The organism is Paenibacillus sp. 2RAB27 (genome assembly GCF_052115445.1).
GTDB lineage: Bacteria > Bacillota > Bacilli > Paenibacillales > NBRC-103111 > Paenibacillus_E.
On record NZ_JBFRGR010000022.1, the window covers coordinates 21,854 to 47,652 of the forward strand.

General features: G+C 46.3%; 22 protein-coding genes. 10 read left to right on the forward strand and 12 right to left on the reverse strand.

The window, feature by feature from the left end; translation table 11 throughout:
* Window positions 1-7: 7 nt before the first annotated feature.
* The 4 genes from AB4114_RS24740 to AB4114_RS24755 all read left to right on the forward strand — a co-directional run bounded on the left by AB4114_RS24740 (window position 8) and on the right by AB4114_RS24755 (window position 4,473).
* Complete coding sequence (locus tag AB4114_RS24740; RefSeq protein WP_441990841.1) at window positions 8-1,207, forward strand: hypothetical protein; 1,200 nt, start codon at window positions 8-10, stop codon at window positions 1,205-1,207.
* A gap of 182 nt (window positions 1,208-1,389) precedes the next feature.
* On the forward strand, window positions 1,390-2,208 hold the full coding sequence (locus AB4114_RS24745; protein WP_441990842.1) for a hypothetical protein: 819 nt from the start codon (window positions 1,390-1,392) through the stop codon (window positions 2,206-2,208).
* 90 nt (window positions 2,209-2,298) lie between these two features.
* Window positions 2,299-3,453 (forward strand): MBOAT family O-acyltransferase, encoded by a 1,155-nt coding sequence (locus AB4114_RS24750; protein WP_441990843.1) that lies wholly within the window; start codon window positions 2,299-2,301, stop codon window positions 3,451-3,453.
* A gap of 51 nt (window positions 3,454-3,504) precedes the next feature.
* Window positions 3,505-4,473 carry a sugar phosphate isomerase/epimerase family protein gene (locus AB4114_RS24755; protein WP_441990844.1) on the forward strand — a complete coding sequence of 323 codons (969 nt, stop codon included), beginning with the start codon at window positions 3,505-3,507 and terminating at the stop codon, window positions 4,471-4,473.
* Between the two features lie 82 nt (window positions 4,474-4,555).
* On the opposite strand, the gene AB4114_RS24760 is transcribed toward AB4114_RS24755, so the two are convergent.
* The 4 genes from AB4114_RS24760 to uvrB all read right to left on the reverse strand — a co-directional run bounded on the left by AB4114_RS24760 (window position 4,556) and on the right by uvrB (window position 10,382).
* A complete protein-coding gene (locus tag AB4114_RS24760) occupies window positions 4,556-4,759 on the reverse strand; it encodes a hypothetical protein (protein WP_056611440.1) in 204 nt (67 codons plus the stop codon).
* A gap of 290 nt (window positions 4,760-5,049) precedes the next feature.
* Window positions 5,050-5,202: a hypothetical protein gene (locus AB4114_RS24765; RefSeq protein ID WP_441990845.1), complete on the reverse strand. Its 153-nt coding sequence runs from the start codon at window positions 5,200-5,202 to the stop codon at window positions 5,050-5,052.
* Window positions 5,203-5,463: 261 nt separating this feature from the next.
* Window positions 5,464-8,346: an excinuclease ABC subunit UvrA gene (uvrA, locus tag AB4114_RS24770; protein WP_441990846.1), complete on the reverse strand. Its 2,883-nt coding sequence runs from the start codon at window positions 8,344-8,346 to the stop codon at window positions 5,464-5,466.
* Between the two features lie 38 nt (window positions 8,347-8,384).
* Complete coding sequence (gene uvrB, locus AB4114_RS24775; protein ID WP_441990847.1) at window positions 8,385-10,382, reverse strand: excinuclease ABC subunit UvrB; 1,998 nt, start codon at window positions 10,380-10,382, stop codon at window positions 8,385-8,387.
* 270 nt (window positions 10,383-10,652) lie between these two features.
* Between uvrB and AB4114_RS24780 the strand changes: the two genes are divergently transcribed.
* Window positions 10,653-11,444: a flagellar motor protein gene (locus AB4114_RS24780; protein WP_441990848.1), complete on the forward strand. Its 792-nt coding sequence runs from the start codon at window positions 10,653-10,655 to the stop codon at window positions 11,442-11,444.
* Window positions 11,428-12,249 carry a flagellar motor protein MotB gene (locus AB4114_RS24785; RefSeq protein ID WP_441990849.1) on the forward strand — a complete coding sequence of 274 codons (822 nt, stop codon included), beginning with the start codon at window positions 11,428-11,430 and terminating at the stop codon, window positions 12,247-12,249. Before AB4114_RS24780 ends, AB4114_RS24785 begins: the two co-directional genes overlap by 17 nt.
* A 442-nt stretch (window positions 12,250-12,691) precedes the next feature.
* Here AB4114_RS24785 and AB4114_RS24790 read toward each other — a convergent pair whose 3' ends face one another.
* The 5 genes from AB4114_RS24790 to ftsE form a co-directional block, all read right to left on the reverse strand.
* Window positions 12,692-13,975 carry a PDZ domain-containing protein gene (locus AB4114_RS24790; RefSeq protein WP_441990850.1) on the reverse strand — a complete coding sequence of 428 codons (1,284 nt, stop codon included), beginning with the start codon at window positions 13,973-13,975 and terminating at the stop codon, window positions 12,692-12,694.
* Window positions 13,976-14,095: 120 nt separating this feature from the next.
* A complete protein-coding gene (locus AB4114_RS24795) occupies window positions 14,096-15,559 on the reverse strand; it encodes a S41 family peptidase (protein ID WP_441990851.1) in 1,464 nt (487 codons plus the stop codon).
* Between the two features lie 205 nt (window positions 15,560-15,764).
* Entirely contained in the window at window positions 15,765-16,958 is a 1,194-nt protein-coding gene (locus tag AB4114_RS24800) for a murein hydrolase activator EnvC family protein (RefSeq protein WP_441990852.1), read from the reverse strand.
* 180 nt (window positions 16,959-17,138) lie between these two features.
* Entirely contained in the window at window positions 17,139-18,056 is a 918-nt protein-coding gene (gene ftsX / locus AB4114_RS24805) for a permease-like cell division protein FtsX (RefSeq protein WP_441990853.1), read from the reverse strand.
* Window positions 18,046-18,732, reverse strand: coding sequence for a cell division ATP-binding protein FtsE (ftsE, locus tag AB4114_RS24810; protein WP_056611468.1), 687 nt, complete (start codon window positions 18,730-18,732; stop codon window positions 18,046-18,048). Before ftsE ends, ftsX begins: the two co-directional genes overlap by 11 nt.
* A 217-nt stretch (window positions 18,733-18,949) precedes the next feature.
* On the opposite strand from ftsE, the gene AB4114_RS24815 reads away from it, so the two are divergent.
* From AB4114_RS24815 to AB4114_RS24830, 4 genes are all read left to right on the forward strand, one after another.
* Window positions 18,950-20,383, forward strand: coding sequence for a VanW family protein (locus AB4114_RS24815; protein ID WP_441990854.1), 1,434 nt, complete (start codon window positions 18,950-18,952; stop codon window positions 20,381-20,383).
* Window positions 20,384-20,496: 113 nt separating this feature from the next.
* Window positions 20,497-21,282 carry a DUF1700 domain-containing protein gene (locus AB4114_RS24820; protein ID WP_441990855.1) on the forward strand — a complete coding sequence of 262 codons (786 nt, stop codon included), beginning with the start codon at window positions 20,497-20,499 and terminating at the stop codon, window positions 21,280-21,282.
* A gap of 3 nt (window positions 21,283-21,285) precedes the next feature.
* Window positions 21,286-22,176, forward strand: coding sequence for a DUF4097 family beta strand repeat-containing protein (locus AB4114_RS24825; protein WP_441990856.1), 891 nt, complete (start codon window positions 21,286-21,288; stop codon window positions 22,174-22,176).
* Window positions 22,177-22,401: 225 nt separating this feature from the next.
* Window positions 22,402-23,034, forward strand: a complete 633-nt coding sequence (locus AB4114_RS24830) for a DUF975 family protein (RefSeq protein ID WP_441990857.1) — start codon at window positions 22,402-22,404, stop codon at window positions 23,032-23,034.
* 99 nt (window positions 23,035-23,133) lie between these two features.
* Here the strand turns inward: AB4114_RS24830 and AB4114_RS24835 are convergent, their stop codons facing one another.
* From AB4114_RS24835 to AB4114_RS24845, 3 genes are read right to left on the reverse strand one after another with little or no spacing between them, the layout of a single operon-like run.
* Window positions 23,134-23,496, reverse strand: coding sequence for a response regulator (locus AB4114_RS24835; RefSeq protein ID WP_441990858.1), 363 nt, complete (start codon window positions 23,494-23,496; stop codon window positions 23,134-23,136).
* Window positions 23,489-25,246: an ATP-binding response regulator gene (locus tag AB4114_RS24840; protein ID WP_441990859.1), complete on the reverse strand. Its 1,758-nt coding sequence runs from the start codon at window positions 25,244-25,246 to the stop codon at window positions 23,489-23,491. The genes AB4114_RS24835 and AB4114_RS24840 overlap by 8 nt, the downstream gene beginning before the upstream one ends.
* Window positions 25,247-25,792 carry a heme NO-binding domain-containing protein gene (locus AB4114_RS24845; RefSeq protein ID WP_441990860.1) on the reverse strand — a complete coding sequence of 182 codons (546 nt, stop codon included), beginning with the start codon at window positions 25,790-25,792 and terminating at the stop codon, window positions 25,247-25,249.
* Window positions 25,793-25,799 lie beyond the last annotated feature (7 nt).

Sequence of the window (25,799 nt, forward strand, 5' to 3'; positions counted from 1 at the left end):
GCGACTCATGAATACTGTTAAAATTCCACTTACGGGCCTAGCTGAAAGCCAACACGGTCAAGTCAAATATGCCTCTGCTTTCGCCGATGAGCATATTCAAGAAATCCTTTTGATCGATGGACACATCATCATTACGCACAACTCGCCAAACGGCGATGAAGGCATTACCGCACGAGTTAAGCGCTTGATTGAGCGTTTCTCCCACGGGGATTTCGGATTTAAAGAAAATATTTTATTCGAAAATAAAGTCAACACGCCTTATGAAGGCGATATTATTGCTGAGCTCGCTGAGCGTAAAGCGATTAAAGTACTAGAGCCTGGCCTCTTCATCTTCCGTGAGCCTTTCTCCAGCTTGATGCGTTTCCTTGACTACTCGTTCGTCAGCAAAATTGCTAGACGTTTCGAAGGTGTCCAAGAGGAACAATATCCTGCGGTTATCAACAGTCATACGTTGAACAAAACGAATCACTTTACTTCGTTCCCTGAGCACATTCATTTCGTGACGCATCTTCGTGAGGATCTCGATGTGATCGAAGCATTCTCCCAGACGATTCGCGAAGCAGGCGGTTGGGACCAAGAGAAGCCTTTGGCGCTGGATAACAACATGGTGAAACCTAACTTCATGATGAACCCTTCTACGTGTTACCACTGCTACGAGGGTCTTGAGAATGAAACCCTGGAAGGCGACGGCATTGTTGTCACTGCAATTGCGAAATGTCACCGCTTCGAGTCCAAGAACCACTCCGATTTCGGTCGTTTGCTCGACTTCTCGATGCGTGAAATCATTTTCGTCGGTAAGCCTGAGTTTGTGAAAGAGAATCGCTTGAAATCCATCGAGTATTTGAAAGAATTGGCGGTAGAATGGCAGGTAGACAGCCTTCTTGAGATCGCGAACGATCCGTTCTTCACGAACGATTTCCAAGTGAAAGCCTCCTTCCAACGCAACCAGGAGATGAAGTACGAGCTTCGTCTGAACATTCCGCATGTGAAGAAGTCGATCGCTTGCTCCTCCGTCAATTTCCATAGCAACACGTTCGGCAACGCTTTTAATATCAAAATGGGCAAACGCAACGCCGTCACAGGCTGTGTAGGCTTCGGTATCGAACGCTGGGCGTTCGCGTTCCTCGCACAGTATGGGCTCGATGAGCAGCAGTGGCCTGCCACGTTCCGTGAGCAGTACCACGCTTGGCAAGAGAAGGCTTTGTAATCTAATTCCCCCAGGGTTCTCGTTTATCCGAACGAGGCCTTGGGTTTTCATTTTCACCACTACGAAGATAATGAGTGATTCTATTGAAAGCAACCGCTGCTTTTCTCAAAAAAAATAGCTTTGCACTCGGCCTTTTGCTCGCCATCGTCGTCTCCGACCTGCTGATCTCCTGGTGGAACCCGATGGCGTCTTCACGCCGTTTTTACAAAAACGATTTCACCAAAACGCTCTTCCACCATAGCTGGTCCCATACGGGTCCGGTTTTCTTCGGTAATTCGGCCGTTACGGGTGCTTATATCGAAGAGAAGTCGGATAGCCATTTGGTCGAGATGGGGCTTTCCTACGGGAAGCTCACGGATCTGAAGGGCATACTGAAGAACAACCTCTACCAGGTGAAGGACGAGCTTGTCATCGGAATTGACGTGCATACGATGCTCGACCCTCTCGAAACGGATCCGACCTATCAGTGGTTCAAGCCTTGGTACCAGCCTTATGTGTATACGTACCGCGATTACTTCCGTGATTCGGGTACCGAGTTTGCTCGCAATTTAAGCAAAGGCAGTCTTGCCTTCGAGCCGCGCTGGATTGATAAAGAGCTGTACCCAGGACGTAAGGACGACGCAGCGTTGAAGCTCAAGTKGGACGACTACGACAAACGGTTCGGCGCCATGACACTTAAGGATTTCCAAGACAATCTGGATGCCTTGCAGTGGGTCCTCCAGTATGCGGACGAGCATAAGCTCGCGCTGCGTGTGATCTGGATGCCGTGGAACAAAGGCTACGCCGATCCTCCCTATGTCGCTTCACTGAAGGATGCCGTTAACGCCCAGCTGAAGGCTGCGAACGTTCCCACGCTCGATTTGATGCACACGTACGATCCGCGTTATTTCCATGACCTTGTTCACTTGAACCGGGAAGAGGGCGCGCCGTTATTTACGAAGGAGGTTGACACATGGTTAAATTCCTTAGGAAAACCGTCGAAATCCTCATCTACCTCGTGATGCTTTACTTGGTTTTCATTTATTTTACCGGCAAGGGATTGTTCATCTACGAGAAGTTCTAAGATCTAGCAAGCGAGGAGTTCTTTAGCTATGTTTTATATGCAAATGAACGCGATGGTCGCGATGAGTGGCATGATTGCCGTTCTGATGCTCACCCGCAAGTGGGCGGATAATAAGCGCATTTTGATGATCATATTCAGTCTGTGCTTCCTCCTGTTGTTTAGTAAGAAGCTGGTGATTTTCTATGCGGCTTTTACGATTATTAATTATTTCGGGTTTGTTTATCTGTGTCGGACGACGATCTGGCGGAAAGCGACCTTTATTTTCGGAATCGCCGCGAATATCGTGGGTGTCTTTCTCGGTGTTCGTTTTTTCGTTATGGGTGTTTTCAGCTCTCCATTGTTCGACGCCATCATTTATTTAGGACTCATTTACAACGTTCTTAAAGTCATTGATTCGTACTATTTCGCTTATTTCTTTGGAAAAGAAGGCGAAGTGCCGGCCATTGATTACGCCAACTATCTGTTGTTCATTCCGACTTTTACCTCCGGACCTATTCTGAAATTCCGCGATTTCATGGCTGATAGCAAGAAGCCTTACACGGTAGATGCCAAGCTGTTTGAAGACAGCATTAAGCGTATTATTTTAGGTTTGTTTAAGAAAATCGTGGTCGTCACCTGGATGACTGGGGTATTCGATAGCGTGTTGAAGCATGAGCTTCATACTTGGGAATCTTTGTTCCTGCTGATTTGGTTCTATGCGCTCATTTACTTCGATTTCTCCGGCTATTCCGATATGGCGATTGGCTTTGGCCGATTAATGGGGTATACGATGCCAGAGAACTTCAAAAAGCCACTCTTCTCGCCTTCCATGACCCAGTTTTGGCGGAATTGGCATGCGACGCTGGGCGATTTTTTCCGGGATCACATCTTCATGTTCTTCTCGCGTAAAACACCCTCTACGGCGCTCACAGCTAGCCTATCCATCCTGATCATGGTGCTAATGGGCTTATGGCATGGCTTTACATGGTTGTACTTCCTCTACGGGCTGTACCATGGCATCATTATTGCAATTGAGAATATTTTCAAACTTACAACCGTGAATAAGAAAAAGGTGTCTAAAGCATACTTCTACTTCCGCTGTTTGGTGACGCAGACGCTCGTGACGTTCTCCGTGATCATCTATAGTTCGAATTACGATACAGTGCTTCGGATCTATAAAGGCTTGCTTCATTTTACTGGATGATAGTGGTATAATTTGATGGGATTGTTTTATCAATTATGGAGGTGTAATCGAATGAAGTTAGGCGTTTTTATGGTTCTTTTCGGTGGAAAACCTTTCGAGGAAGCTTTGGATTATATTGCTGCGAAAGGCTTGGACGCTGTTGAGATTGGTACAGGGGGCTACCCAGGTACTGCACACTGCAACCCAGCTGAATTACTTGCTGATGCAGGGAAACTGAAAGCTTTCAAACAAGCGGTTGAGTCCCGCGGCTTGACGATTAGCGCACTTAGCGCTCACGGTAACCCTCTTCACCCGCAAAAACACATCGCGAAAGAGTTTCACGATGCTATTATACAAACGATTGAATTGGCTGAGCGCCTTGAAGTACCTGTTGTTAACACGTTCTCTGGTTGCCCTGGTGACCATGAGGATGCCAAATACCCGAACTGGCCGGTAGCGCCATGGCCGAACGATTTCCAAGAGATCTTGGACTGGCAGTGGACGAACAAAGTCATTCCTTACTGGACAGAAACAGGTAAATTCGCAGCAGATCGTAATATCAAAATCGGATTAGAGCTGCATGGCGGATTCTCCGTACATACGCCAGCTACGCTTCTTCGCCTTCGCGAAGCTGCAGGTGAGGCAATTGGTGCTAACTTGGATCCAAGTCACATGTGGTGGCAAGGGATTGATCCAGTTCAAGCGGTACAAATCCTTGGACGCGCTAACGCGATTCACCATTTCCATGCGAAAGATACGTCCCATGACTATAACAACACGAACCGTTTTGGTGTGACGGACATGCAGTCCTACACAAACATGCTGGATCGTGCTTGGCAGTTCCGTTCCGTTGGTTTCGGTCACGATATGAAAGTATGGGCAGACATTATCAGTGCATTGCGTCTGGTTGGCTATGACTATGTCGTTAGTATCGAACACGAAGACGGCTTGATGTCCGTTGACGAGGGATTCTCCAAAGCCGTATCGAACCTGCAACAAGTACTCATCAAGGAACCCCTTGGTGAAATGTGGTGGGTGTAGTTTAATAGATTGTACACAAAAAGCCCACAGGCTAGAGATCTTCCGATCTAGAGTCCTGCGGGCTTTTGTTTACTTGTATGTACTACCAGCCTTTGATCATGATGACATCCATGAAAAGAAATACGAGTAGAGATACAGTTCCAAATCCAAGTGCGAACAGATTTCTTCTTGGGTTGATCAATTGACGGATAACGGCAATTGCAATCACCACTGTGAAGATCAAAACATAGATATCAAAGCTTGTATACGTACTAGTTGATGCTTCAGCTGCTTCTGCTAATAACATGGTGAAACCTCCTTATAGTAACTCGGTGCAAGGCACACGTCCTGCTATTTTAATACTATGTTAGCTCGATTGGACACGAGATGCAAGTAGTTGCATCGATGTGTAACAAGTTTGTCACCTTTTGTTTGGGATTAGGCCTATTTGGCTAGCCCATGCAGGCAGATTTCTTTATTATCCCTTGTACGTATAAAATGTCCATCTGTGCAACTATTTATTACTCTCCGTAAGAACAACAAAAGCCCATACGTAGAAACCGTACGGGTCTTGTTCATTGGAACTTTAGACTATGCTTACACGGCTAGCGCATCTCGGTGATCTTCATCTTCCGGAATTTCGGTCAATTCGGCGTAAGATAGCTCTTTCTCTTGCCATGCTAGAAATCGGAATGGATCAATCCCTAATGCAGATACAATTTCCTGTAGCTCTAACGTCGGTTTCATCATTTGCCTCCATTACATGGAATAGATTAGAACTGCTATATCTCTCAATCATCAAGTCAATGGTTAAGGGAGAGGGAGATGTTCACTGTTACTTACTATTATTATAGGCCTACTTCTATGACTATTGATAGAGGGTTAAATTGTCGAAGCCTGTATCATTCAATTAAGTCTTCGCAAACTTTTAGGTATTTTCGTCACTTGCGCAAATAAAAAGCTCGGAATTGGCAAATGAAACACCCAATTCCAAGCTTAAATGTTCGCCTTCTAGCTAACGGATCCTTCTAGGACCTCCATCCGCTTCGCATAGTCTTCTGAACGCACGCGATCCCGTTCAAGGATCGGCTTCAAATATTGGCCGGTATACGACCCGGCCACCTTCACGACATCCTCTGGCGTACCCGCCGCCACGATCAAGCCCCCGCGGTTACCACCTTCGGGTCCTAGATCGATGAGGTGGTCCGCCGTCTTGATGACATCGAGGTTATGCTCGATGACCAGTACCGTTTCACCGCTCTCCACGAGGCGGTGAAGGACCTTCAGGAGACGATCGATATCATGGATGTGAAGCCCCGTCGTGGGCTCATCCAGAATATAGATCGTCTTGCCAGTGCTGCGGCGATACAGCTCCGCCGCGAGCTTCACACGCTGGGCTTCGCCGCCTGACAGCGTGGTTGCTGGCTGGCCGAGGGTCATATAGCCCAGGCCGACATCAAGAAGGGTATTCAGCTTACGATGAATACGCGGCAAGTTCTTAAAGAACTCGCAACCGTCCTCAATCGTCATCTCTAACACTTCAGAAATGCTCTTGCCTTTGTACTTCACTTCCATCGTCTCGCGATTGTAGCGTTTGCCTTTACAAATTTCGCAAGGCACGTAAACGTCCGGCAAGAAATGCATCTCGATCTTGATGATGCCATCCCCACGACAAGCTTCACAACGGCCGCCCTTCACGTTAAAGCTAAAGCGTCCCTTCTTATATCCACGCACCTTCGCTTCGCTCGTATTCGCATAAACATCACGGATATCATCGAATACACCTGTGTACGTTGCAGGGTTGGAGCGCGGTGTGCGCCCAATTGGCGACTGATCAATATCGATAACTTTATCAATATGCTCTAATCCGACAATTTCTTTATGTTCACCAGGTCGGACTTTCGCCCCATTCAAATCACGGGATAATGTCTTAAACAAAATTTCGTTGATTAACGTACTCTTGCCTGACCCGGATACACCAGTCACGCAAGTAAATACCCCTAAAGGAACCTTAGCCGACACGTTTCGCAAGTTATTTTCTTTGGCGCCTTTCACTTCGATCCATTTGCCATTCGGCTTACGTCGAACCGCAGGAATCGGAATGAACCGCTTGCCGCTCAAATACTGACCTGTTAAGGAGTTCTCATCCTGCATCAGCTCGGTTGGTGTACCTTGGGCAATAACCTGTCCACCATGAATACCAGCCCCTGGACCAATATCAATGATATAATCGGCCGCCATCATCGTGTCTTCATCATGCTCGACAACGATCAATGTGTTGCCCAGATCGCGCATATGCTCAAGCGTTTGAATCAATCGCGTGTTATCCCGTTGATGCAAACCGATACTAGGCTCATCCAGGATGTACAAGACGCCCATGAGGCTCGAACCGATTTGCGTAGCCAAGCGAATCCGTTGCGCCTCTCCACCTGATAATGTGCCTGCGGCGCGATGCATCGTCAAATAATCAAGACCCACGTTCACCAGGAAGCCTAGACGAGCTCTAATTTCTTTCAAGATCAAATTCGAAATCGTCAGCTCGCGCTCATTCAGTTGCAGACCCTTAAACCATTCTTCCGCTTCTCCAATAGAAAGGGAAGTTGCGTGCGAGATATTCTTACCGTTAATCGTTACGGCAAGTGTTTCAGGCTTCAAACGGTGCCCTTTACATTTCGGACAAGGCTTCGTACTCATGTAGGTCTGAATATGCTCGCGGATGCCTTCAGAGAAGGTATCTTTGAACCTGCGTTCCAAGTTGCGAATGATGCCTTCGAATGGAACCAGCGCTTCTTTGGATGCACCCATATCATTCTCATATCGGAAACGGATTTTCTCGCCACCCGTCCCATACAAGATCACTTTCATTTGATCGCTGCTTATCTCAGAAACAGGAACATTGCGTGGGATCTTGTAATGCTCACACACAGCGGCAAGAAACTGCGGATAGTAGTTAGAGGTACTGCCCGCCCAAGCTTCAAATGCCCCCTCTTCAATCGTCAACTTCATATCAGGAACAAGCAGATCCGGATCGACGATCATCTGACTGCCTAAGCCATCACAATCTGGACAAGCACCGAAAGGACTATTAAAAGAAAACATTCTCGGCGCAAGCTCCTCGACACTGAATCCACACTCTGGACAGGCCAAGTTCTGGCTGAATAACAGCTCTTCTTTCTCCATAACATCGACAATGACACGACCATTCGCCAACTTAAGCGCAGTTTCCAAGGAATCTGCTAGACGTGTCTGTACATCATCTTTGACCACGATACGGTCAACGACCACATCAATGGTGTGTTTTTTATTTTTGTCGAGCTCAATTTTCTCAGAAAGGTCTACCGTTTCCCCGTTTACGCGAACCCGTACAAATCCTTGCTTCTGAACATCCACGAATAGCTTCGTATGCTCGCCTTTACGTCCAGAAATAAGGGGTGCTAGAATTTGAATCTTCGTGCGCTCTGGGTACTCCATAATCCGGTCAACCATTTGTTCCACGGTTTGCGAAGTAATCTCGATACCATGGGTAGGACAGTGCGGCCGCCCAATACGAGCAAACAACAGCCTTAAATAGTCGTAAATCTCCGTTACGGTTCCAACCGTGGAACGTGGATTACGGCTTGTCGTCTTTTGGTCAATGGATATAGCTGGTGACAACCCTTCAATTGAATCGACATCTGGTTTATCCATATTCCCAAGAAATTGACGCGCATAGGCAGACAATGACTCTACATAACGCCGCTGCCCTTCTGCATAAATCGTATCAAAGGCCAGCGATGATTTCCCCGATCCACTTAAGCCCGTGAGTACGACGAACTTGTCACGTGGAATGGTGACATCAATATTTTTAAGATTGTGAGCTCTAGCTCCTTTAATAACGATCTGATCTCTAGACACAGATACCCTTCCTCTCCTATGTGAAACTGAAACCCTACTTAGGCGTCAGCTTTCATTTCCATAATCGCGTCACGCAGCTGTGCTGCACGTTCGAACTGTAGGTTCTTCGCCGCCTCTTTCATTTCCACTTCTAGGCGCTCAATGAGGGATGCTCGATCTTTCTTCGACATCTTAGCACCCTTCACATCAGCCAGATAGTCGGATTTCTGTTCGGCAACCTTGGTTGCTTCGATCACATCGCGGATTTTCTTGGCAATCGTCTGTGGTGTGATGCCCAATCGCTCATTGTTTGCTTCCTGTAGGGCGCGGCGTCGATTCGTCTCCGAGATCGCTTTCTCCATGGAATCGGTGATCTTATCCCCGTACATGATGACTCGACCATCTGAGTTCCGAGCTGCACGACCGATCGTTTGAATCAACGAACGCTCCGAACGCAGGAAACCTTCCTTATCTGCATCTAGAATAGCGACCAGTGAAACCTCTGGCAAATCGAGACCCTCTCTGAGGAGGTTGATCCCGATTAGCACATGGAAAGTCCCCAAGCGCAAGTCCCGCAAAATCTGCATACGTTCAAACGTCTTAATATCCGAGTGCAAATAACGCACTTTAATACCAATTTCTTTAAAATAATCCGTTAAATCCTCCGACATCTTCTTCGTTAAGGTGGTCACAAGTACGCGCTCGTCTTTACGAACTCGGTCTTGGATCTCGGCGATCAGATCATCAATTTGACCTTTGGTTGGTCGAACCTCAATAATCGGATCCAACAATCCTGTTGGACGAATAATTTGTTGAATCATCGTAGGGCAATGTTCTAGCTCATAAGGGCCTGGCGTTGCTGATATATATAAAATCTGACTGACTTTCTCTTCGAATTCCTCGAAACGCAGCGGACGGTTATCCAATGCGGAAGGCAGCCTGAAGCCGTGATCAACTAATACATCTTTCCGTGCTTTATCCCCATTAAACATCGCGCGAATTTGCGGCAACGTTACGTGGGATTCATCTACCATGAATAGCATGTCGTCTGGGAAATAATCCATTAACGTATACGGGGTTGCCCCTCGCTCACGGAATGTTAGTGGCCCCGAGTAATTCTCGATGCCTGAGCAGAAGCCCATCTCTTCCATCATTTCCATGTCATAGCGCGTACGCTGCTCCAATCGCTGTGCTTCCAGCAGCTTGCCTTGCTCCCTCAACTCAGCTAAACGATCCTCGAGCTCTTGACCAATGTTCACGAGCGCGCGCTTCATCGTATCCTCGCCTGTCACAAAGTGAGATGCCGGGAAAATCGCGATATGATCGCGTTGACCAATGATTTCACCAGTAAGAACATTGATCTCCGTAATCCGCTCAATCTCATCGCCAAACAGCTCAACACGAACTGCATGCTCACTGTGCGAAGCTGGGAAAATCTCCACAACATCTCCACGCACACGGAACGTGCCGCGAACAAAGTTCATATCATTACGTTGATACTGGATATCCACTAGACGATGCAGGATTTCAGTCCGCGATTTCTCCATCCCTACTCGTAACGATAACAGTAAATTACCGTACTCTATTGGTGACCCCAAGCCGTAAATACACGACACGCTGGCAACAACAATGACGTCACGGCGTTCGAACAAGGAACTTGTCGCCGAGTGACGAAGTTTATCGATTTCTTCATTGATGCTGGAATCTTTCTCGATGTAAGTGTCGGAGGAGGCAATGTAGGCTTCGGGCTGGTAGTAGTCATAGTAACTAACGAAGTAGGAAACAGCATTATGAGGAAAAAACTCTTTGAATTCACTGCACAGTTGTGCGGCTAAGGTTTTATTGTGGGCAATAATCAAGGTTGGTCGGTTTAGTTTCGCTATTACTTGTGCAGCTGTGAACGTTTTACCTGTTCCCGTTGCACCGAGCAGCGTCTGATGCTTGTTGCCGGCTTGTATGCTCTGGACGATCTCCTCAATCGCTTGAGGCTGGTCCCCTTGCGGCAGAAAATCGGATACAAGCTCAAATTTCTTAGAGCTCATGACAAGTTCACTCATCCATTATCACCCTCATTGTCGAAATAAATCGAACTTTTATCCTATAAACTTTCCCATTCGACATTCCGATATAGAAGTCTATGGAACTTTTTCGTACATATATGAAGGATTGCTATATCTATCCAACATAAGAATGTTTGTTCTCGTTTTTTCATTATACTATTTTTGAATCATGGATGCAAACAGCTTTATCTATTTTAGCCTTATGTAAGGCGGTTTTCCTGAGTTTTGGACCCTATTCTTTTTATGATAATTAGGAGTGGTACAGTCATGGATTTGACAACAGTATTAGGATTACTATTAGGACTTGCAGGTTTAATCGGCGGGTACATGTGGGATGGCGGTCATATCAATTCATTGATCATCCCAAGTGCGATGCTCATCGTTTTCGGCGGAACCTTCGGTGCTGTCGCCGTTAGTTTCCCTGGCTCTATTTTAGCCAAAATTCCTAAAGCACTCGGCATTGCCTTTATGCAAGTCAAACGAGATCCTGCAGCAACCATTAACGAAATTGTCGATATGGCCTCTGTCGCTCGTCGCGAAGGCGTACTTGCCTTAGAACAGCGCGCCCAGGAGCACGAAAACCCGTTCCTGAAGGACGGATTGCTCATGGTCGTAGACGGAACCGATCCCGAACTTACCAGACAAATTCTTGAGCTGGAAATGGACGCCATCGAACATCAGGTTAATAATATGTCGAAGGTATTCGAAGCTGGAGGCGGATATGCACCAACGATGGGGATTATCGGTACGGTTATGGGACTTATCCACGTTCTCGGTAATCTAGAAGATCCCTCTTCCCTTGGCCCAGCGATTGCCGTCGCATTCACAGCTACTCTCTATGGTGTTATGAGCGCCAACTTAGTTTATTTGCCCATCGCTAACAAAATCAAAGTCCGCGGTAAAGAAATGGTTAATGAAATGGAACTCATGTTAGAAGGCATCCTTGCCCTGCAAGCTGGGGAAAACCCGCAATTGATTAAGAAAAAACTGAACTCCTTCCTCCATGATAAATCGAAAAAAGCCGTAGAGGAGGATGACGTTAATGGCGAGGCGCAGTAAGAAGCAAGAAGAGCATGTTAATCATGAAAGATGGCTCATTACTTACGCCGACTTAATTACGCTGTTGCTCGTATTTTTCATTATTATGTATGCGATGAGTAAAGTGGATGTTCAAAAGTATGCCGTTTTGGCGCAAGCCTTAAACCTACAATTCCAAAAAGCTGACTCTATCTTAGATAAAAACCATGGTATCAGCGGCTCGATGACCCCTAAGCAAGGGGACGCAGACAGCAAAGATAAGGATTTAACACATCAGAATCAGGATGATCAGAAAGAAGAGCATGACAAGACAAAGACGGAAGACAGCGAGAAAGAAAAGCGCGAGAAAGAGCTTCAAGATCTTCTGAAACAAGTACAAGCCTATATTAAGGATCAAAATTTAGAGGCGCAAGTGTCCGCAAGTGATACGGAACGCGGTGTGGCGATCACGCTCAATGACTTATTCTTATTCGATTTGGGAAAAGCTGATCTGAAGGCGCCATCCTTCCCGATTCTGCAAAAACTGGCTTCGCTCTTTCCAACTTTGAAGAGTAAAGTTAGCATCGAAGGACATACGGACGATTTGCCCCTTGCACCAGGCTCTCCCTATAAGGATAACTGGGGACTATCGTTTGCCCGTTCCCTTTCTGTTCTGCGCTATTTCAGCGATACGGCTAATTTGGATGATCACAAATTCATCGCCACCGCCTATGCGGATACGATGCCCCAGGTGGCCAATTCCAGCGATGCAAATCGCAGCAAAAATCGCCGCGTGGAGATCATTGTCTTGCGAAACGATATTGCACCAACGACACCAGTTAAATAATTCGTCCGGACGCATAGAAGCCCTATTTCCACGTTTGTGGAGGTAGGGCTTTGTTGTTGTGGTGGGTTGGGGTTGTTTGTTTTTCATGCATTGTTTTGTTCGTGCTTTGTTTCCCGCATTGGCATGTTCACGTCACTGTAGCTGTGCCGCTGATAGTAACTGTAAAAACTCCAGTTATTTCGGCCATTTGTCCCTCCAAATTCAAAATAACTGGAAAACACGTAGTTAATTCTCCCCAATCCGCTCCATCTGAGCTAAAAGGGGAAATTTAACTGTAGTAAATCCATCTATAGTCCGAACTGCGCCAAAACAAGCCGATTTAACTGGATAAAATCCAGCTATTCACCTAACAACCGCTGATGCGTAAGCGTAGTAGGACGAATATGAATACAAAAAAGAGCCATCCTCACCCGTAGATTTCACTACGCGGAGGACAACTCTTCTACAATGACTTCGTCGTGTCATTYGGCAATAAACCCGTTAATTTGCTTCGCAGATAACTAAACAAGTGCATCGGACGCTGCTCCAAGAAGTACAGCACATCTTGATCCGGTGCCAGTAGTATGCCCAGTTGATGATGATCACCGGCAAAAATCCCCCGCTTCAGGAAGCGAACCTCCCCTTGGTCATTCAGGACTTCCAGTCGGCAGAAAGCGGAGTTGAGGCTCATGGCCGCATGCAGATCCGTCTTTGTCTTAATTTTGTATCCATTGACTTTGTGGATGATCTCCCCGACGCTAATTCCTAAGTCCTGAGCCGGACTGTTCGGAACAACGGATAGCACCATAAGCCCGCGCTCTGAGTGGATGTAGAAGGGCGTCTGCTTCGCTTCTACCCACTGGTTGTAGAGAAGCAGCCCTTCATGCAGGGCTATGCTAAGGATCGCGACAAGCAGCACCAATGGCGTCCAGTAGTGGGCAGCAATGGCTGTGCCTAGCAGAACGAGCCCGTACACATAGAGCAGCTTAGCGCTGAAGCGTGCCTGTCTCTTCGGCAGCTTCGAAATCGTCAACTCCGTGAAGCCAATCATGGCCGGGAATGCGAGCATCGTCCAGCCTGCGCCTATGTTAGGGCCGAACAACGTTGGCCACGGCAAGCCCAGTTCACTACCTCCAGCCATCGGCACTAGGAGAAACAGCGGGACTGGCCAAAAGCCCTGCAGCTGCTGTGCGCCAATCATTTGCCCGCGCTTCCCTTCCAGGAACAAAGGAGTCGCCATTCGTGCACCTTGGAAACCAACGAGCACTCCCTCCAAGAGATGAAGTACGCCTACTATGACCAGCAGCGATGGGATATCTGCGCTTGCAATGGTCTCGAGAAACGTGTAAGACTCACGTACACTCTCTGCATTAGGAAACCAAGAGAAGAACACTTGGGCAATTCCTAGAACCCCTACTGCATAAGCTAAGCATAGGAATCGAATGCGGAATATCATCAGTACGACGGTGATGATCCAGAGCACGATCACCACATTCAGTTGGATGTTTACTCCGACGAAAAGGAGCAGAACGGAGGCTCCTAGCCCGCCTAACCAGCCCCATAGCACCACGCGCCACGTTTCATTCAACAAGGAATGAAGCCGCGTGTGAAACAGCTTGCGTTCTAATTGGATTTGCTTCCTGTAATGTAACACGATAAAAACAATACCTATATAGTAGAAAGGATTCGTAAACAACTGCCCCACAGCCAGCAGCATTCTGTCCAATAGTTGAAACCACACATCCATACGAATCTAGGCTCCTTGAAAAAGAAATAGGAAGGCTGCCTAAGCAACCTTCCTACTCTATTTCGACTGTGAAAGCTTATTTCCTGCCCGCCCCGCACAATTTCCATTAACTAACGGTTATTATTTCCCAAGCTGCTTCTGAATTTGAAAGACAGCTGCTTTCAATTGCGAGTCATTCTTCGGATCACGAATTTGCGCTAAAATCGCTTTTTCGATTTTGGCCGCTGTATCCGTATCAACTTCGCCGGTCACCGGCAAATCATTGGTCCGTTGGAACGCTTTAACCGCGAGAGCCGTTTTGTCGTTGAAATAGCCATCTGTTCGCTCAGGATTGAAACCAATACCAGCAAGCATCAACTGCAAATTCTTCACATCATCGCTGTTGTTGTCTAGTTTCAACACCTCTTTCTTCGAAAGCGGTGCTGCTTTGAAATAAGCTGGTTGCTCGATCGGGATATCCGGCGTAATGCCTTTTTTGTGAATCCAGTTGCCATTTGGTGTTAGCCATTTGTAGACTGTCATCTTAATGTTGCTGCCATCGCCCATTTCCTTCTCGAACGTCACTTGAACCGTTCCTTTACCGTAGGACGTTTCACCAACAATCTTACTGCCTACTGCTTCTTGGAATGCGCCTGCAAGGATCTCCGATGCGCTGGCGCTTCCTTTATTAATCAACACGGTAACTGGATAATTCTTACCTTTACCTGTAGAAGGTGTTGGCTCACGTTTGCCGTCCCGATTCTCCACTTGGAGAATGGAAGCCCCACTCTTCACGAATGGATTCACGATATCGACAACGACATTCAGTAGGCCGCCTGGATCATTACGAACATCGATGACAAGTCCCTTCATCCCTTTAGCCTCTAAGTTTTTCAACTCTTCAGCAAAACGAACGGCTGTGTTCGAGGAGAACTGACGAATCTCAATCTTGCCAATCTGATCCTGCATCATTTCACCGTAGACCGTTTCAACGTCAATATTGTCTCGAACCACGATGACTTGAACCGGATCTCCTGTTCCTTGACGGAGTAAATCCAGCTTAGCTTGCGTGCCCTTCGGTCCGCGGATTTTCATGACGGCTTGATTCAAGGTAAGCCCGTCCAATTTGTCGCCATTCACAGAAAGGACAACATCTTTGGATTGAATGCCCGCTTTCTCGGCAGGTGAACCTTTAATCGGTGAAACAATGACGAATTTACCATCCTCTAGCGATACCTCAGCCCCGATGCCTTGGAAAGAGGACGTAATGCTCTCATCAAATTGTTTGGCTTCCTTCTGATCCATATAAACGGAAAAAGGATCCTCTAATGATTCCAACATCCCATTAATAGCTCCGTTAACTAATTGATCATGATCAGGCTGTTTCAAATATTTGCTTTCAATTAGCTGAAACGTTGTTGCGATCTTGCTTAAATCCTTATTCGAAAGACCAGACGAAGCAGATACAGAGGTAGCTGAACCTCCTGTTGATTGCTCCTTCTGTCCCCAAGTAAAGGAGGGATCTACAATCGTTAATGTGACAATACTGCTTGCAAACATAGCTAATAGAACAAATACAATGACCGTGCGACCTTTGAATTGCAAAACCGATTCACCGCCTTTTTCCTAAAACCGAATTTGAGTTGGCCTGTTATAGTATATGACAAGCCCCTCCATATTTATGAAAAAACCTCCATCGAAGTCATTCAAGGATGAGCGACCGCGTTAAGCGGAAGGTTTTATCGCCAATAAGAATGCCTGTTTTCGGGAACCGAAAACTTATGCTTTCTTATGTGGTTACCAGTTTGTCCTATCGAAGGTACGGTTTAGGATCGGTAGGCACTTCATTTTTCCTAACTTCAAAATGCAAGTGATTACCCGTCGACTGTCCTGTGGAGCCCACGCCAGCAATTTTCTGGCCGCGCTTCACGACATCGCCTACTTTCACATAAATCCCATCGTTCATAATATGGCCATATAACGTCCACAGACCATTCCCGTGATCCACGATGACACAATTTCCGTAACCGTTCATCCACGAAGCATAAATAACAGAGCCATTCTCCGCAGCAAGAATTGGTGTGCCTTTTGCTGTACCCAAGTCAATCCCTTTATGATTCTCTGCTCGCCCTGTAACGGGATTAATACGCGCTATGAAATCAGAGGTCATTGGCGCTTGTACAGCCAAAGGATATCCAAGCTTACCGCCCGAATAAGTAAACGGTGATTTCGCATTCTCTGCTGCCCGCTTCTTCGCTTGCAAATCCGCTTCTTGCTTCGCCAGCTGCGTGATCATTCGGTCGCTTTCTTCCGAAATATCCTCGAGCTCTCTCTCCTGCTTGGAAAGGGAAGCGATCTTCACTTCTTTCGCTTTTTCCTTCGCTTGCAGATCGTCACGCAAGGCATCTGCTTCCGCATAAAGCCCCTTCACGTTCTCAAGCTGCTTCTCGGTATCTGCCTTCTTCAGCATAACCGTTTCTTTGTCTTTCATATTCGACTCTAGTATTTCTTTATCTTGATTAACGATAGATTTCAAGGCTTCGACCCGATTCAGAAAATCAGAGAAGCTCGTTGCGCTCAACACTACATCCATATAGGAAACGAAACCGTTCATATACATCAGGCGAACGCGGGATTTCAACATATTATCACGGCTCTCTACACGAGCCTCAGCTTCGTCCAATTGCTTAGCGCTCGCTTCCAGGGCGTTCGACACTTGATCAATTTGTTCATTGAGCTGCGTCAGCTTTTTGCTTGCCTCATTCACCTGGCTGACAAGGGCATTCATATCCTTCGTTGTCTGATCCTTCTCGGATTGAACTTTCGTAATTTGACTTTGGGCGCTATTGGCCTTCTGCTGCGCTTCCGCCTTCTGCTTTTTTAGCTGCGTCAACTGCTGGTCGATCTTGTCCGTTGCCGAAGCGGCATAGCTAGCTGCATGAGGTATAGTCAGCGATATCGCCATACCTAATGTTAATACGACAGGTAGAATCTTCTTCTTCAAGCACGTAGCCTCCCCATTTTCAAGCGATTAATGCCCCATGTATGGTTTGAATCTCTTACGTTCTGAGTCTAGGAATCTATACTTCTAGAAATCTATGAAACTTTGAAAATGAAAAAACGAGGAATAGATGAAAAAGGAGACAAGAGGAACACTCTGCCCCAGTTTTCATTTAAAGTTTCCTTAAACGCGTAGGAACTTGCGAACGGAAATGAGGGAACCCCATACCCCAATTACGATTCCTAAGCCGATCAACAAAACAGTCAGCGTTGGTGCAATATCTTCAAATGGTGTTAATTTAATCATCAATAAATTCAAATTCAAGGAGCTCAAATTCAGCAATTTCCAGTAACCAGCAAGAATAATGGCAGTGGGGACAGCCGAACCAATAAGTCCGAGTAACGCACCTTCAATGAAAAACGGCCAACGAATAAAAGAATTCGTCGCACCCACGAGCTTCATAATCGAAATCTCTCGTTTTCTTGCCAAAATCGTAACTTTGATCGTATTTGCAATCAGGAATACCGCTGTAAAGGAAAGCAAAACAACGATACCAATACCAATCCAACGTGCAATCTTTGTCACTTTAAACAAAGCTTCCACGGTTCCTTTACCGTAGTTCACCTTGTAAATAGGCTTAGGATCTTTGCCAACGTTAAGCGCTGAGATCTGGTCAGCTACAACCGCGACATTCCGAGGATCATCCACTTCGATCGTAAACGCGTCGTTCAGCGGATTGTTGTCCCCCTCGAAGCCATCTAAGAGTGCCTTCCCGCTATCGCCAAGCTTTTCGCGTAAGTAGACAAGTCCCTCTTCCTTCGAAACGAATTTAATCGTTTTCACTTCAGGGATCGCCTTGATTTGCGTTTCGAGCGCTGTGATTTGATCCTGAGCGGTGTTTACCTCCAGGTACACGTTGATCTCGACCTGTTGCTCAATTTGCGTAGCTACATCGTTCACATTTAAGGTGATAAGTACGAAAATACCAAGAATAAATAGGGAAATTGCGATGGAGCTAATCGACGCGAACGTCATCCAACCATTTCTTACGACATTTTTCGTACCTTCTCGCAGGTGTCGAGAAGCTGTACTAATCTTCATAGCCATATTCCCCCCGGATTTGATCGCGAGCAATAAGGCCATTCTCGATTGCAATCACGCGCTTACGCATCGTATTCACGATTTCTTTGTTATGCGTAGCCATGACAATGGTGGTACCGCGGAAATTAATTTCCTCCATCAACTTCATAATGCCCCATGACGTTTCGGGGTCCAAATTTCCTGTCGGTTCATCGGCGATAATGACGGAAGGGCTGTTTATTATTGCCCGGGCAATAGCAACACGCTGCTGTTCGCCCCCAGATAACTGCGATGGGAGGGAGTTTGCTTTGTCCTTTAGCTTAACGAGCTCAAGAACTTCCATGGTGCGTTTCTTGATTTGCTTCTTAGGAGCCTCAATAACTTCCATGGCGAAAGCTATATTTTCAAAAATCGATAATTTCGGAAGTAAGCGATAATCTTGGAAAATCACGCCGATATTTCGACGTACATAAGGAATTTTACGTTGTTTTAGTTTTTCTAAATTAAAACCATTTACGAAAATTTGACCTTTCGTTGGTCTTTCTTCTCTATACATCAACTTCATGAAAGTAGATTTACCTGCGCCTGAAGGTCCAACCACATAGACAAACTCATTGCGGTCCACTTTTACATTAATACCTCTTAATGCATGAGTCCCGTTGGCGTATGTTTTCCATACGTCCTGCATTTCGATCACAATATCACATCCTAATTATATAGATAGCCTATATCCATTCGACACAAAAGGTGAAAATCCTTCTAAAACCTCTTTGAAATTCATGGGGAATACCGTCATTATACCATGCATTGTACATTTTTTAGCCGAATCAGGATTATGTACTAAATTGGCATCGAGATTGATACATATATAGAGACAGGCCGTAACACATTCGTATGTAAAGGAGTGGCTCTTCATGACACGCTCATTCAGAAACCCCATCCTCTATTTCTCGGTCGCTCTTGGTTTATTCGTCACGTGCGGCACCGCACTCTACATATATGGATCTCAATCTACGTTCCCTAAGAATGTCACGATTGCTGGCTGGCGTGTGGGCGGAATGTCCTATGCGACATTTCAGTCTGAATCCGAGCAGCGCTTGAAGCGACTAGCCGCATTCCCGGTCCTTTTGCATACATCCAATCCAGAAGTTCCTGCCAAAGAATTGTCACTTGGACAACTAGGCATTCGTTATGACAAGAGCCTCCTCACACAATCCTTCCAACAATTAACTAGCGGATCTCCCTTCGAACGTGCGAAAGCCCGCTGGACCTTGCGAAATGCGAATATCCCTTTGAATGTCTCGCTGGATCCCACTCAACTTACGGCCACTGTAAAGGACAATTGGAAAGAGCTATACACGAAACAGCCTATTGCTGCCAAACGCATCCTCAAATCGCAAGATCAGGTTGATTACGAACCGGAGCGAAATGTGCTGCGCATCGATACTGCGCACTTACAGGAGCAGCTACAAAATATCGCCCCTAGCTTGGGTACACTAACGCACACCGCACCACTCGGGCTCTCGTTACCCATTTATGAGCTGAGCCCCGCTATCACAATGGCATCCTTGAAGCAGCAAGGTATCGATGGCAAAATTTCCGAATTCACGACCTCGTTCCCCCAATCAGGCGAAGGGCGGGTTCACAATATACGAGCAACCGCTACATCCATTCAGGATTACTTGATGGCACCGGGCGACACCTTTGATTACAGTAAAATTATTGCACAGACGGAAGCCAAATTCGGTTACAAAGAAGCCCCTGTTATTCTCAATGGGAGTCTCGTCCCAGGAATCGGCGGAGGCATATGCCAAGTATCCACAACGCTCTATAATGCCGTTTTACGCAGCGGTCTTGAAATCGTAGAACGACGTAATCACTCTCTCCCGGTCAGTTACGTCCCTCTCGGACAAGATGCCACATTCGCAAACGGCTATATTAATTTCAAATTTCGTAACAATACCAATAGCTATATCTGGATTCGTACCATAACGACGGATTCAGCGGTGACCGTGAAACTTTTCGGGCATCAAACACCAACGATCACCTATGATATTGCATCCAAGATCGTAGAAACGATTCCGCCTCCAGTCAAATATGTGAACAACCCAAGCTTGAGTCCAGGGTTAGAACGCCCCATCAGCGCGGGAAAGGTCGGTTACAAGGTTGAGACCTATCGAACCAAACGAGAAAACGGCACAATCGTGAGCAAAGAATTAATCTCGAAGGATCAGTATTCACCTGTGCCTACCGTCATCGCGGCCAACCGTAAAGGTCTCCAAACGGAGGACCCGGCTCCAAAGCAACCTATGGTGGAAGATGGCGTAAGTACGCTCGCTGTACAATGATAACCAATAAATGTGATGAAATCATGAAGGTCATGTGACTGTAGTTACTACGTCATTATGACTTTTTTCTTTTATGATAAGACTATGGAAAAAGTATTGAAGGAGGCATAACGATGAGCAAAGTGGATTATTTCAAAGAATTAAACTATCGCCTGCGCGGACTTCCTGAGAAGGAGCGCCAAAATATATTGAAAGTATATGAAGAATTATTTCAAAAAGCCGTTGAAAACGGCAAGCATGAAGATGAGGTGTCACAGTCTCTCGGTTATCCGCGGGTACCGAACTGGGATGCGCAGAAGGAGACACCACCCGTTAAAGAGGAAGTTACCAAACGTCCCATAGATGAGTTTGATGTTGAAGCGATACAAGCTGAGGAACTTCCTTATTCGAATGAGGAGCTTGGAGAGACCGCTATCCCGTATGTAAAGCAGTCCGATCCAGCTGTCGGACCGAAAATTCCCGTACAAGCCCCTGATGCTTGGGTGCCGCCTGCCTACACACAGCCGCCTCAGCTGAATTACCCACCTGTTTATAATACACCTTACCCACCTCCCTATCCGACAGCAAAGCCTGAAAGTGGGATTAAGGCGATCATTATTTCGATTATGCTTGGTTTCTTTAATCTCGTATTCGTTGTAGGTCCGTGGGTCGGGATTTGTTCAGCTTTGATTGGGTTTTTCGCTGCCGGATTCGCTCTTCTGATCGCCCCTGTTATTGGCGTGCTTACCAGCTTAGCGGGAACATCGGGGAGTGACTTCCAGTTCATTTCCTTTTCACTACTTGCCTGCTTTGGCCTAGGCATCATCATCACGACGCTTAGCACTTGGCTGCTTAAGCAGTTTTTCAAGCTTAGCTGGAAGTACATCCAATTCAACGCCAAATTGATTAAGGGGGTTTAAGCCATGCAACGTAAAGTGAAATTTTTCTTAGTGACCGGCTTTATCTGCTTGGCAATAGGCTTGATTGGAGCAGCCGTATCTTTCCAATCCTTGGATTTCGATGCAGGTGTCTCAAACATAGATGTCGAGAAGAAAATAGCCGCAGCCAATATCGATACATTAATTATTGAAAATGATATCTCAGGCATTACTTTCGTTCCTAGCAATTCAGATGAAATCAGTGTTCGTTTAGTCGGCGCTGCTCGATCCGAGAATGATCAGAACTGCACAATCGAAGCCGTGACAGAGGGTTCAAATACGTGGCGAGTCGACGTCTGTACGAATAGAAAGCAACACATTGATTTCGGCTTTGATATCACCGAATTCAAAAGCTTATTTAGCGGTCAAAGCCTTCGCTTGCGAACAGAAGTCAGTTTGCCCGACAAACTTTACAAAGCCATCACTGTCAGGACAGATACAGGCAGCATCAACTTCAAGGAAGTGAAAGCTGAGAAGCTAACCGCTAGTGCAGATACGGGAACTATTACGGTTGACCGTTATGAAGGAAAAACATTGAATCTGCAAACAGACACAGGCAGTATTCATCTCAATGATGGGCAGGGCAATGTGAAACTCAAAACCGATACCGGTTCCATTACTGCGAAGCTTCGTGAGCTTGGTGATGCAGTTACCGCTGAATCAGACACAGGCTCAGTACGCATACAGCTAGATTCCACACCTACAGATGCGAGCTTTGATCTACGCACAGATACAGGCAGCGCTACGCTGGATGTACCAGGTGTGAGCGTTCAACAGCGAACCAGCCGCAATGAAGCCAAAGGCTCTATCGGCAATGGCAGTAAAAAAGTTACGGTACGGACAGATACAGGTTATGTAGAGGTTAAGGGTAGATAACTGTTTCAGATACACATCGTGTTTCCAGAGGCTTCTCTTAGGTCCATTCGACCTTTTGAGACAGCCTCTTTTCGTTAACAAAGGAAATTGCTTACATTTATATTATTTTGTCGAAGAAGAAGGAATTACGTCACACGCCCACGAATATACAAAAATATACAGTTTTCCTCTATATTTATCCAAATGTTAATAAAACTGTATATACAAAGAGAGAAGAGGGTCAACATGAAAAATAGTAGAGAAATTCGAGAAGAAGCAAGAAAAGCATTAAAAGGGAATTGGCTTGCAGCAGTTGGGTTATATCTGATTACAATCCTGATCACGATCCCCTTATCAATTGCTAGCAATCTAGTTGAAACGAACGAGCATTATGTATTATCTATTGTAATCACGTTGGCTTCCATCCTTCTTTCCGTTATCATTTCTACAACCGTATCAACTTACTTCCTTCACATAGCTAGACAACAGAAGATTGGGTACTCTGACTCATTTGCATATGCAATTAAAAAATTCTGGCCATTTTTCAAATTAACTTTTTTAATGGGACTCAAAATATTGGCTTGGACACTGCTGTTTATCATTCCAGGCATCATTGCTTCCTTGCGATATTCACAAGCGATATACATTAAGTTAGACGATCCAGAAATATCTTCGTCGAAAGCCATTCGAGTTAGTTCGGAGATGATGAAAGGGTGCAAGTGGAAATACTTTTGTTTAGCACTTAGTTTTATAGGATGGGTATTATTAGTTCCATTCACATTATTTATTGGAGGATTATGGGTTGGCGTTTACTATAATACCGCAAGATCCGTATTCTACGATATCCTGAACGCGGACAGATTAGTGAAACTAACCTAATAAGTCATACAATAAACCTAAGCAATAAAGCTCCTCTCAAGCATCCGATGGATGATGGGAAGAGCTTTTTTATGATAAATGGACTTCTCAAGCTGTGACCTATTTCAAAAAGGTCTGAATCTTCTCCAATAGCCGATTCCAATCAACCGGCTTCGTATCGAAGTCATCGCAGCCAGCCTCGAAAGCCATCTCCCGATCCGATGCCATGGCATGGGCGGTCAGCGCGATAATGGGAATTCCCTGCGTCTCCGGCGATGCTTTGAGCAGTCGTGTCGCTTGCCAGCCATCCATGACAGGAAGACTCATATCCATAAGAATAAGAGCTGGCGCTTCGGCCCGTGCTGCATCGACGCCTTGCTGTCCGTCTGTCGCCATAATGACTTCAAAGCCTTTGCGGATTAAACGGCGGGACAGCATGTCACGATTCATTTCGTTATCTTCCACCAATAAAATTTTAAACATGGTCGTCCGCTTCCTCTTTACGTCGAATACAGGCCTGATCCCCGTTGCTATGCTCATTCATTGCACTTGCCATAAGGCTGCGGATTTCCTGCAGTAGCGTTTCGCGCTTAAAACTTCCTTTTTGGACAATGTTTTTCACATACCCGTTCAGCCGCATCCGGTCTTCGGAATTAATATCCTTCGCCGTAACAACGACAATTGGAATCCATTGCCAACCCTCACGTTTGCGCAGCTCCGTAACAAACTCGAAACCATCCATGCCCGGCATCATTAAATCGAGCAAAATTAATTGCGGAAGCGCTTGAGACATCACGTTCAAAGCCGCGCGACCATCCTTCGCCTTCGAGACTTTGAAGCCCTCCCTTTCCAGCATTTGCGTCATCATGTGGCTTGTTGTCACGTCATCCTCGATGACAAGTACCGCGTTGGTTTGACGCTCAGGGATATGCTTATCCAACACAGCGATTAATTTATCGATATACACCGGCTTGGTCAGAAACTCTGCCGCGCCAAGCGCATAGCCCGTATTCTTGTCATCGGTCATCGACATCATGATAACGGGGATACCGGATAATTCCGGGTCGTTCTTAAGCGTCGTCAGCACGGCCCAACCATCCATTCCCGGCATAAGTACGTCTAGGGATATCAAGGTAGGACGCAGCTCTCTAGCGAGTCGAATGCCTTCTTCACCATTTTGGGCCAAAGCAACCGTACAGCCTTCTTTACCGAGAAACCTCTGCATCTGTTGCAGCACAGCTGGATCATCGTCAATGACTAACACCGTGCGATTGTTTTGAACGTCGAGCGGACTGCTCTCCATCAATTCATCAGGGCTTCCACCCACCTGACTTTCCTGCAAAGGCAACCAAGCGGTAAACGTTGTACCTTGACCGTGCACACTATCAACGGTGATATGGCCGCCCATCATTTGGCACAGCTTCTGAGAGATAGCAAGTCCAAGCCCCGTACCTCCATATTTCCTGGTTGTCGAGGAATCAGCCTGTTTAAACGCTTGGAATAGATGCGTCATCTGCTCCGCAGTCATCCCGATCCCGGTATCCTGAATACTGAAGCTAATGCCCGTTTGCCGATTGACCATCTCGTAACCAGCCGTCAGCCAGATGGTGCCATCCTTCGTAAACTTGCCTGCATTGCTCAACAAATTGAAGAGAACCTGCATCAGCTTCGTGACATCCGTTCGTATTTCTCCTTCAGGGAAAACAACCTCCAAACGGTTTCCGCCAGCCTCTATAAGCGGATTGACTGTCGTCAGCACATTGCGAATCAAAGTCGGGATATCACAGACTTCTAGATACATATCCATCTTACCTGATTCGATCTTGGAGAGATCTAGAATATCATTAATGAGTGTCAGCAGATGCTTGCCGGCGTTATGAATTTTGCCCAAGTCATCTGCAAATGCGGGTTCATTCATATCTTCGGCATCTTCTTTGAGCATCTCACTATAGCCAATGATCGCATTCAGCGGTGTACGCAGCTCATGGCTCATATTGGCAAGGAACTGACTTTTGATCTGATTGGCTTCGATCGCCTCGTCACGTGCTTTGGAAAGTTCCGCCGTACGCTCCTTCACCAGTACCTCCAGTTGATCGTTTAACTGCATCAGCTCTTGATTCACATAATAAATTTCGCGAGTCTTCTCCTCGGCGATCTGTTCGGCTGCCTTCCGCGCTTTCTTCTCCCGTTCAAGCTGCCTTCGAAGAACATCAATTTCGGATATGTCCTGCATTTAGTTCACTTCCGCTTTCGACAAAATAAACCGTGCCGCGGTCCCTTCCTCCAAGTTCTCGCGAACCACGTTAATCGCCTCACCATAATGCTGAATGCATCCGTTAATTAGCCCTTCAGCCAAATCTGCAAACGGTCGCGAGGAGCGATAAATCATAATCAGAGTCCCTTCTACGGACGTGTCATATTCAAACGCAGGCAGCTCGGCGCCTGGATAGAGCTTACGAACTTCAACGTGAATATAGCTGTCCACCTTTTGCAAAAAACTAAATACCGTACTGTTTTCTTCAAGAAATTGCGGGTGCAGCTCAGTAAGCTGGGTAAACAAATATTCGCCGAAGGTGATAATCAAATCGGTAACGGGGATGCTTGTCCGCTGGCTTAACTGCACGATAAGTTGAATCATTTCATTATGATGATAAGTGCCCACAGAGGTATAGCTGCCGCCCGAAGGTAAATCCGAGCCTTCAATAATTTGATCGACGATGCTTAAAGAGAATTTATTTTCAACCATTTCCAGAAAAGAAGTAAAAACCATACCTTTCATCGTAACA

Bases quoted from the DNA above. Each gene is read 5' to 3' on its own strand.
- AB4114_RS24755 (WP_441990844.1), top strand. From the start codon at position 3,505: ATGAAGTTAGGCGTTTTTATGGTTCTTTTCGGTGGAAAACCTTTCGAG.
- AB4114_RS24825 (WP_441990856.1), top strand. From the start codon at position 21,286: ATGCAACGTAAAGTGAAATTTTTCTTAGTGACCGGCTTTATCTGCTTG.
- uvrB (WP_441990847.1), bottom strand. From the start codon at position 10,382: ATGAGTGAACTTGTCATGAGCTCTAAGAAATTTGAGCTTGTATCCGAT.
- AB4114_RS24785 (WP_441990849.1), top strand. From the start codon at position 11,428: ATGGCGAGGCGCAGTAAGAAGCAAGAAGAGCATGTTAATCATGAAAGA.
- AB4114_RS24740 (WP_441990841.1), top strand. From the start codon at position 8: ATGAATACTGTTAAAATTCCACTTACGGGCCTAGCTGAAAGCCAACAC.
- AB4114_RS24835 (WP_441990858.1), bottom strand. From the start codon at position 23,496: ATGTTTAAAATTTTATTGGTGGAAGATAACGAAATGAATCGTGACATG.
- AB4114_RS24840 (WP_441990859.1), bottom strand. From the start codon at position 25,246: ATGCAGGACATATCCGAAATTGATGTTCTTCGAAGGCAGCTTGAACGG.
- AB4114_RS24815 (WP_441990854.1), top strand. From the start codon at position 18,950: ATGACACGCTCATTCAGAAACCCCATCCTCTATTTCTCGGTCGCTCTT.
- AB4114_RS24765 (WP_441990845.1), bottom strand. From the start codon at position 5,202: ATGATGAAACCGACGTTAGAGCTACAGGAAATTGTATCTGCATTAGGG.
- AB4114_RS24845 (WP_441990860.1), bottom strand. From the start codon at position 25,792: ATGAAAGGTATGGTTTTTACTTCTTTTCTGGAAATGGTTGAAAATAAA.
- AB4114_RS24760 (WP_056611440.1), bottom strand. From the start codon at position 4,759: ATGTTATTAGCAGAAGCAGCTGAAGCATCAACTAGTACGTATACAAGC.
- AB4114_RS24780 (WP_441990848.1), top strand. From the start codon at position 10,653: ATGGATTTGACAACAGTATTAGGATTACTATTAGGACTTGCAGGTTTA.
- AB4114_RS24820 (WP_441990855.1), top strand. From the start codon at position 20,497: ATGAGCAAAGTGGATTATTTCAAAGAATTAAACTATCGCCTGCGCGGA.
- AB4114_RS24750 (WP_441990843.1), top strand. From the start codon at position 2,299: ATGTTTTATATGCAAATGAACGCGATGGTCGCGATGAGTGGCATGATT.
- ftsX (WP_441990853.1), bottom strand. From the start codon at position 18,056: ATGAAGATTAGTACAGCTTCTCGACACCTGCGAGAAGGTACGAAAAAT.
- AB4114_RS24830 (WP_441990857.1), top strand. From the start codon at position 22,402: ATGAAAAATAGTAGAGAAATTCGAGAAGAAGCAAGAAAAGCATTAAAA.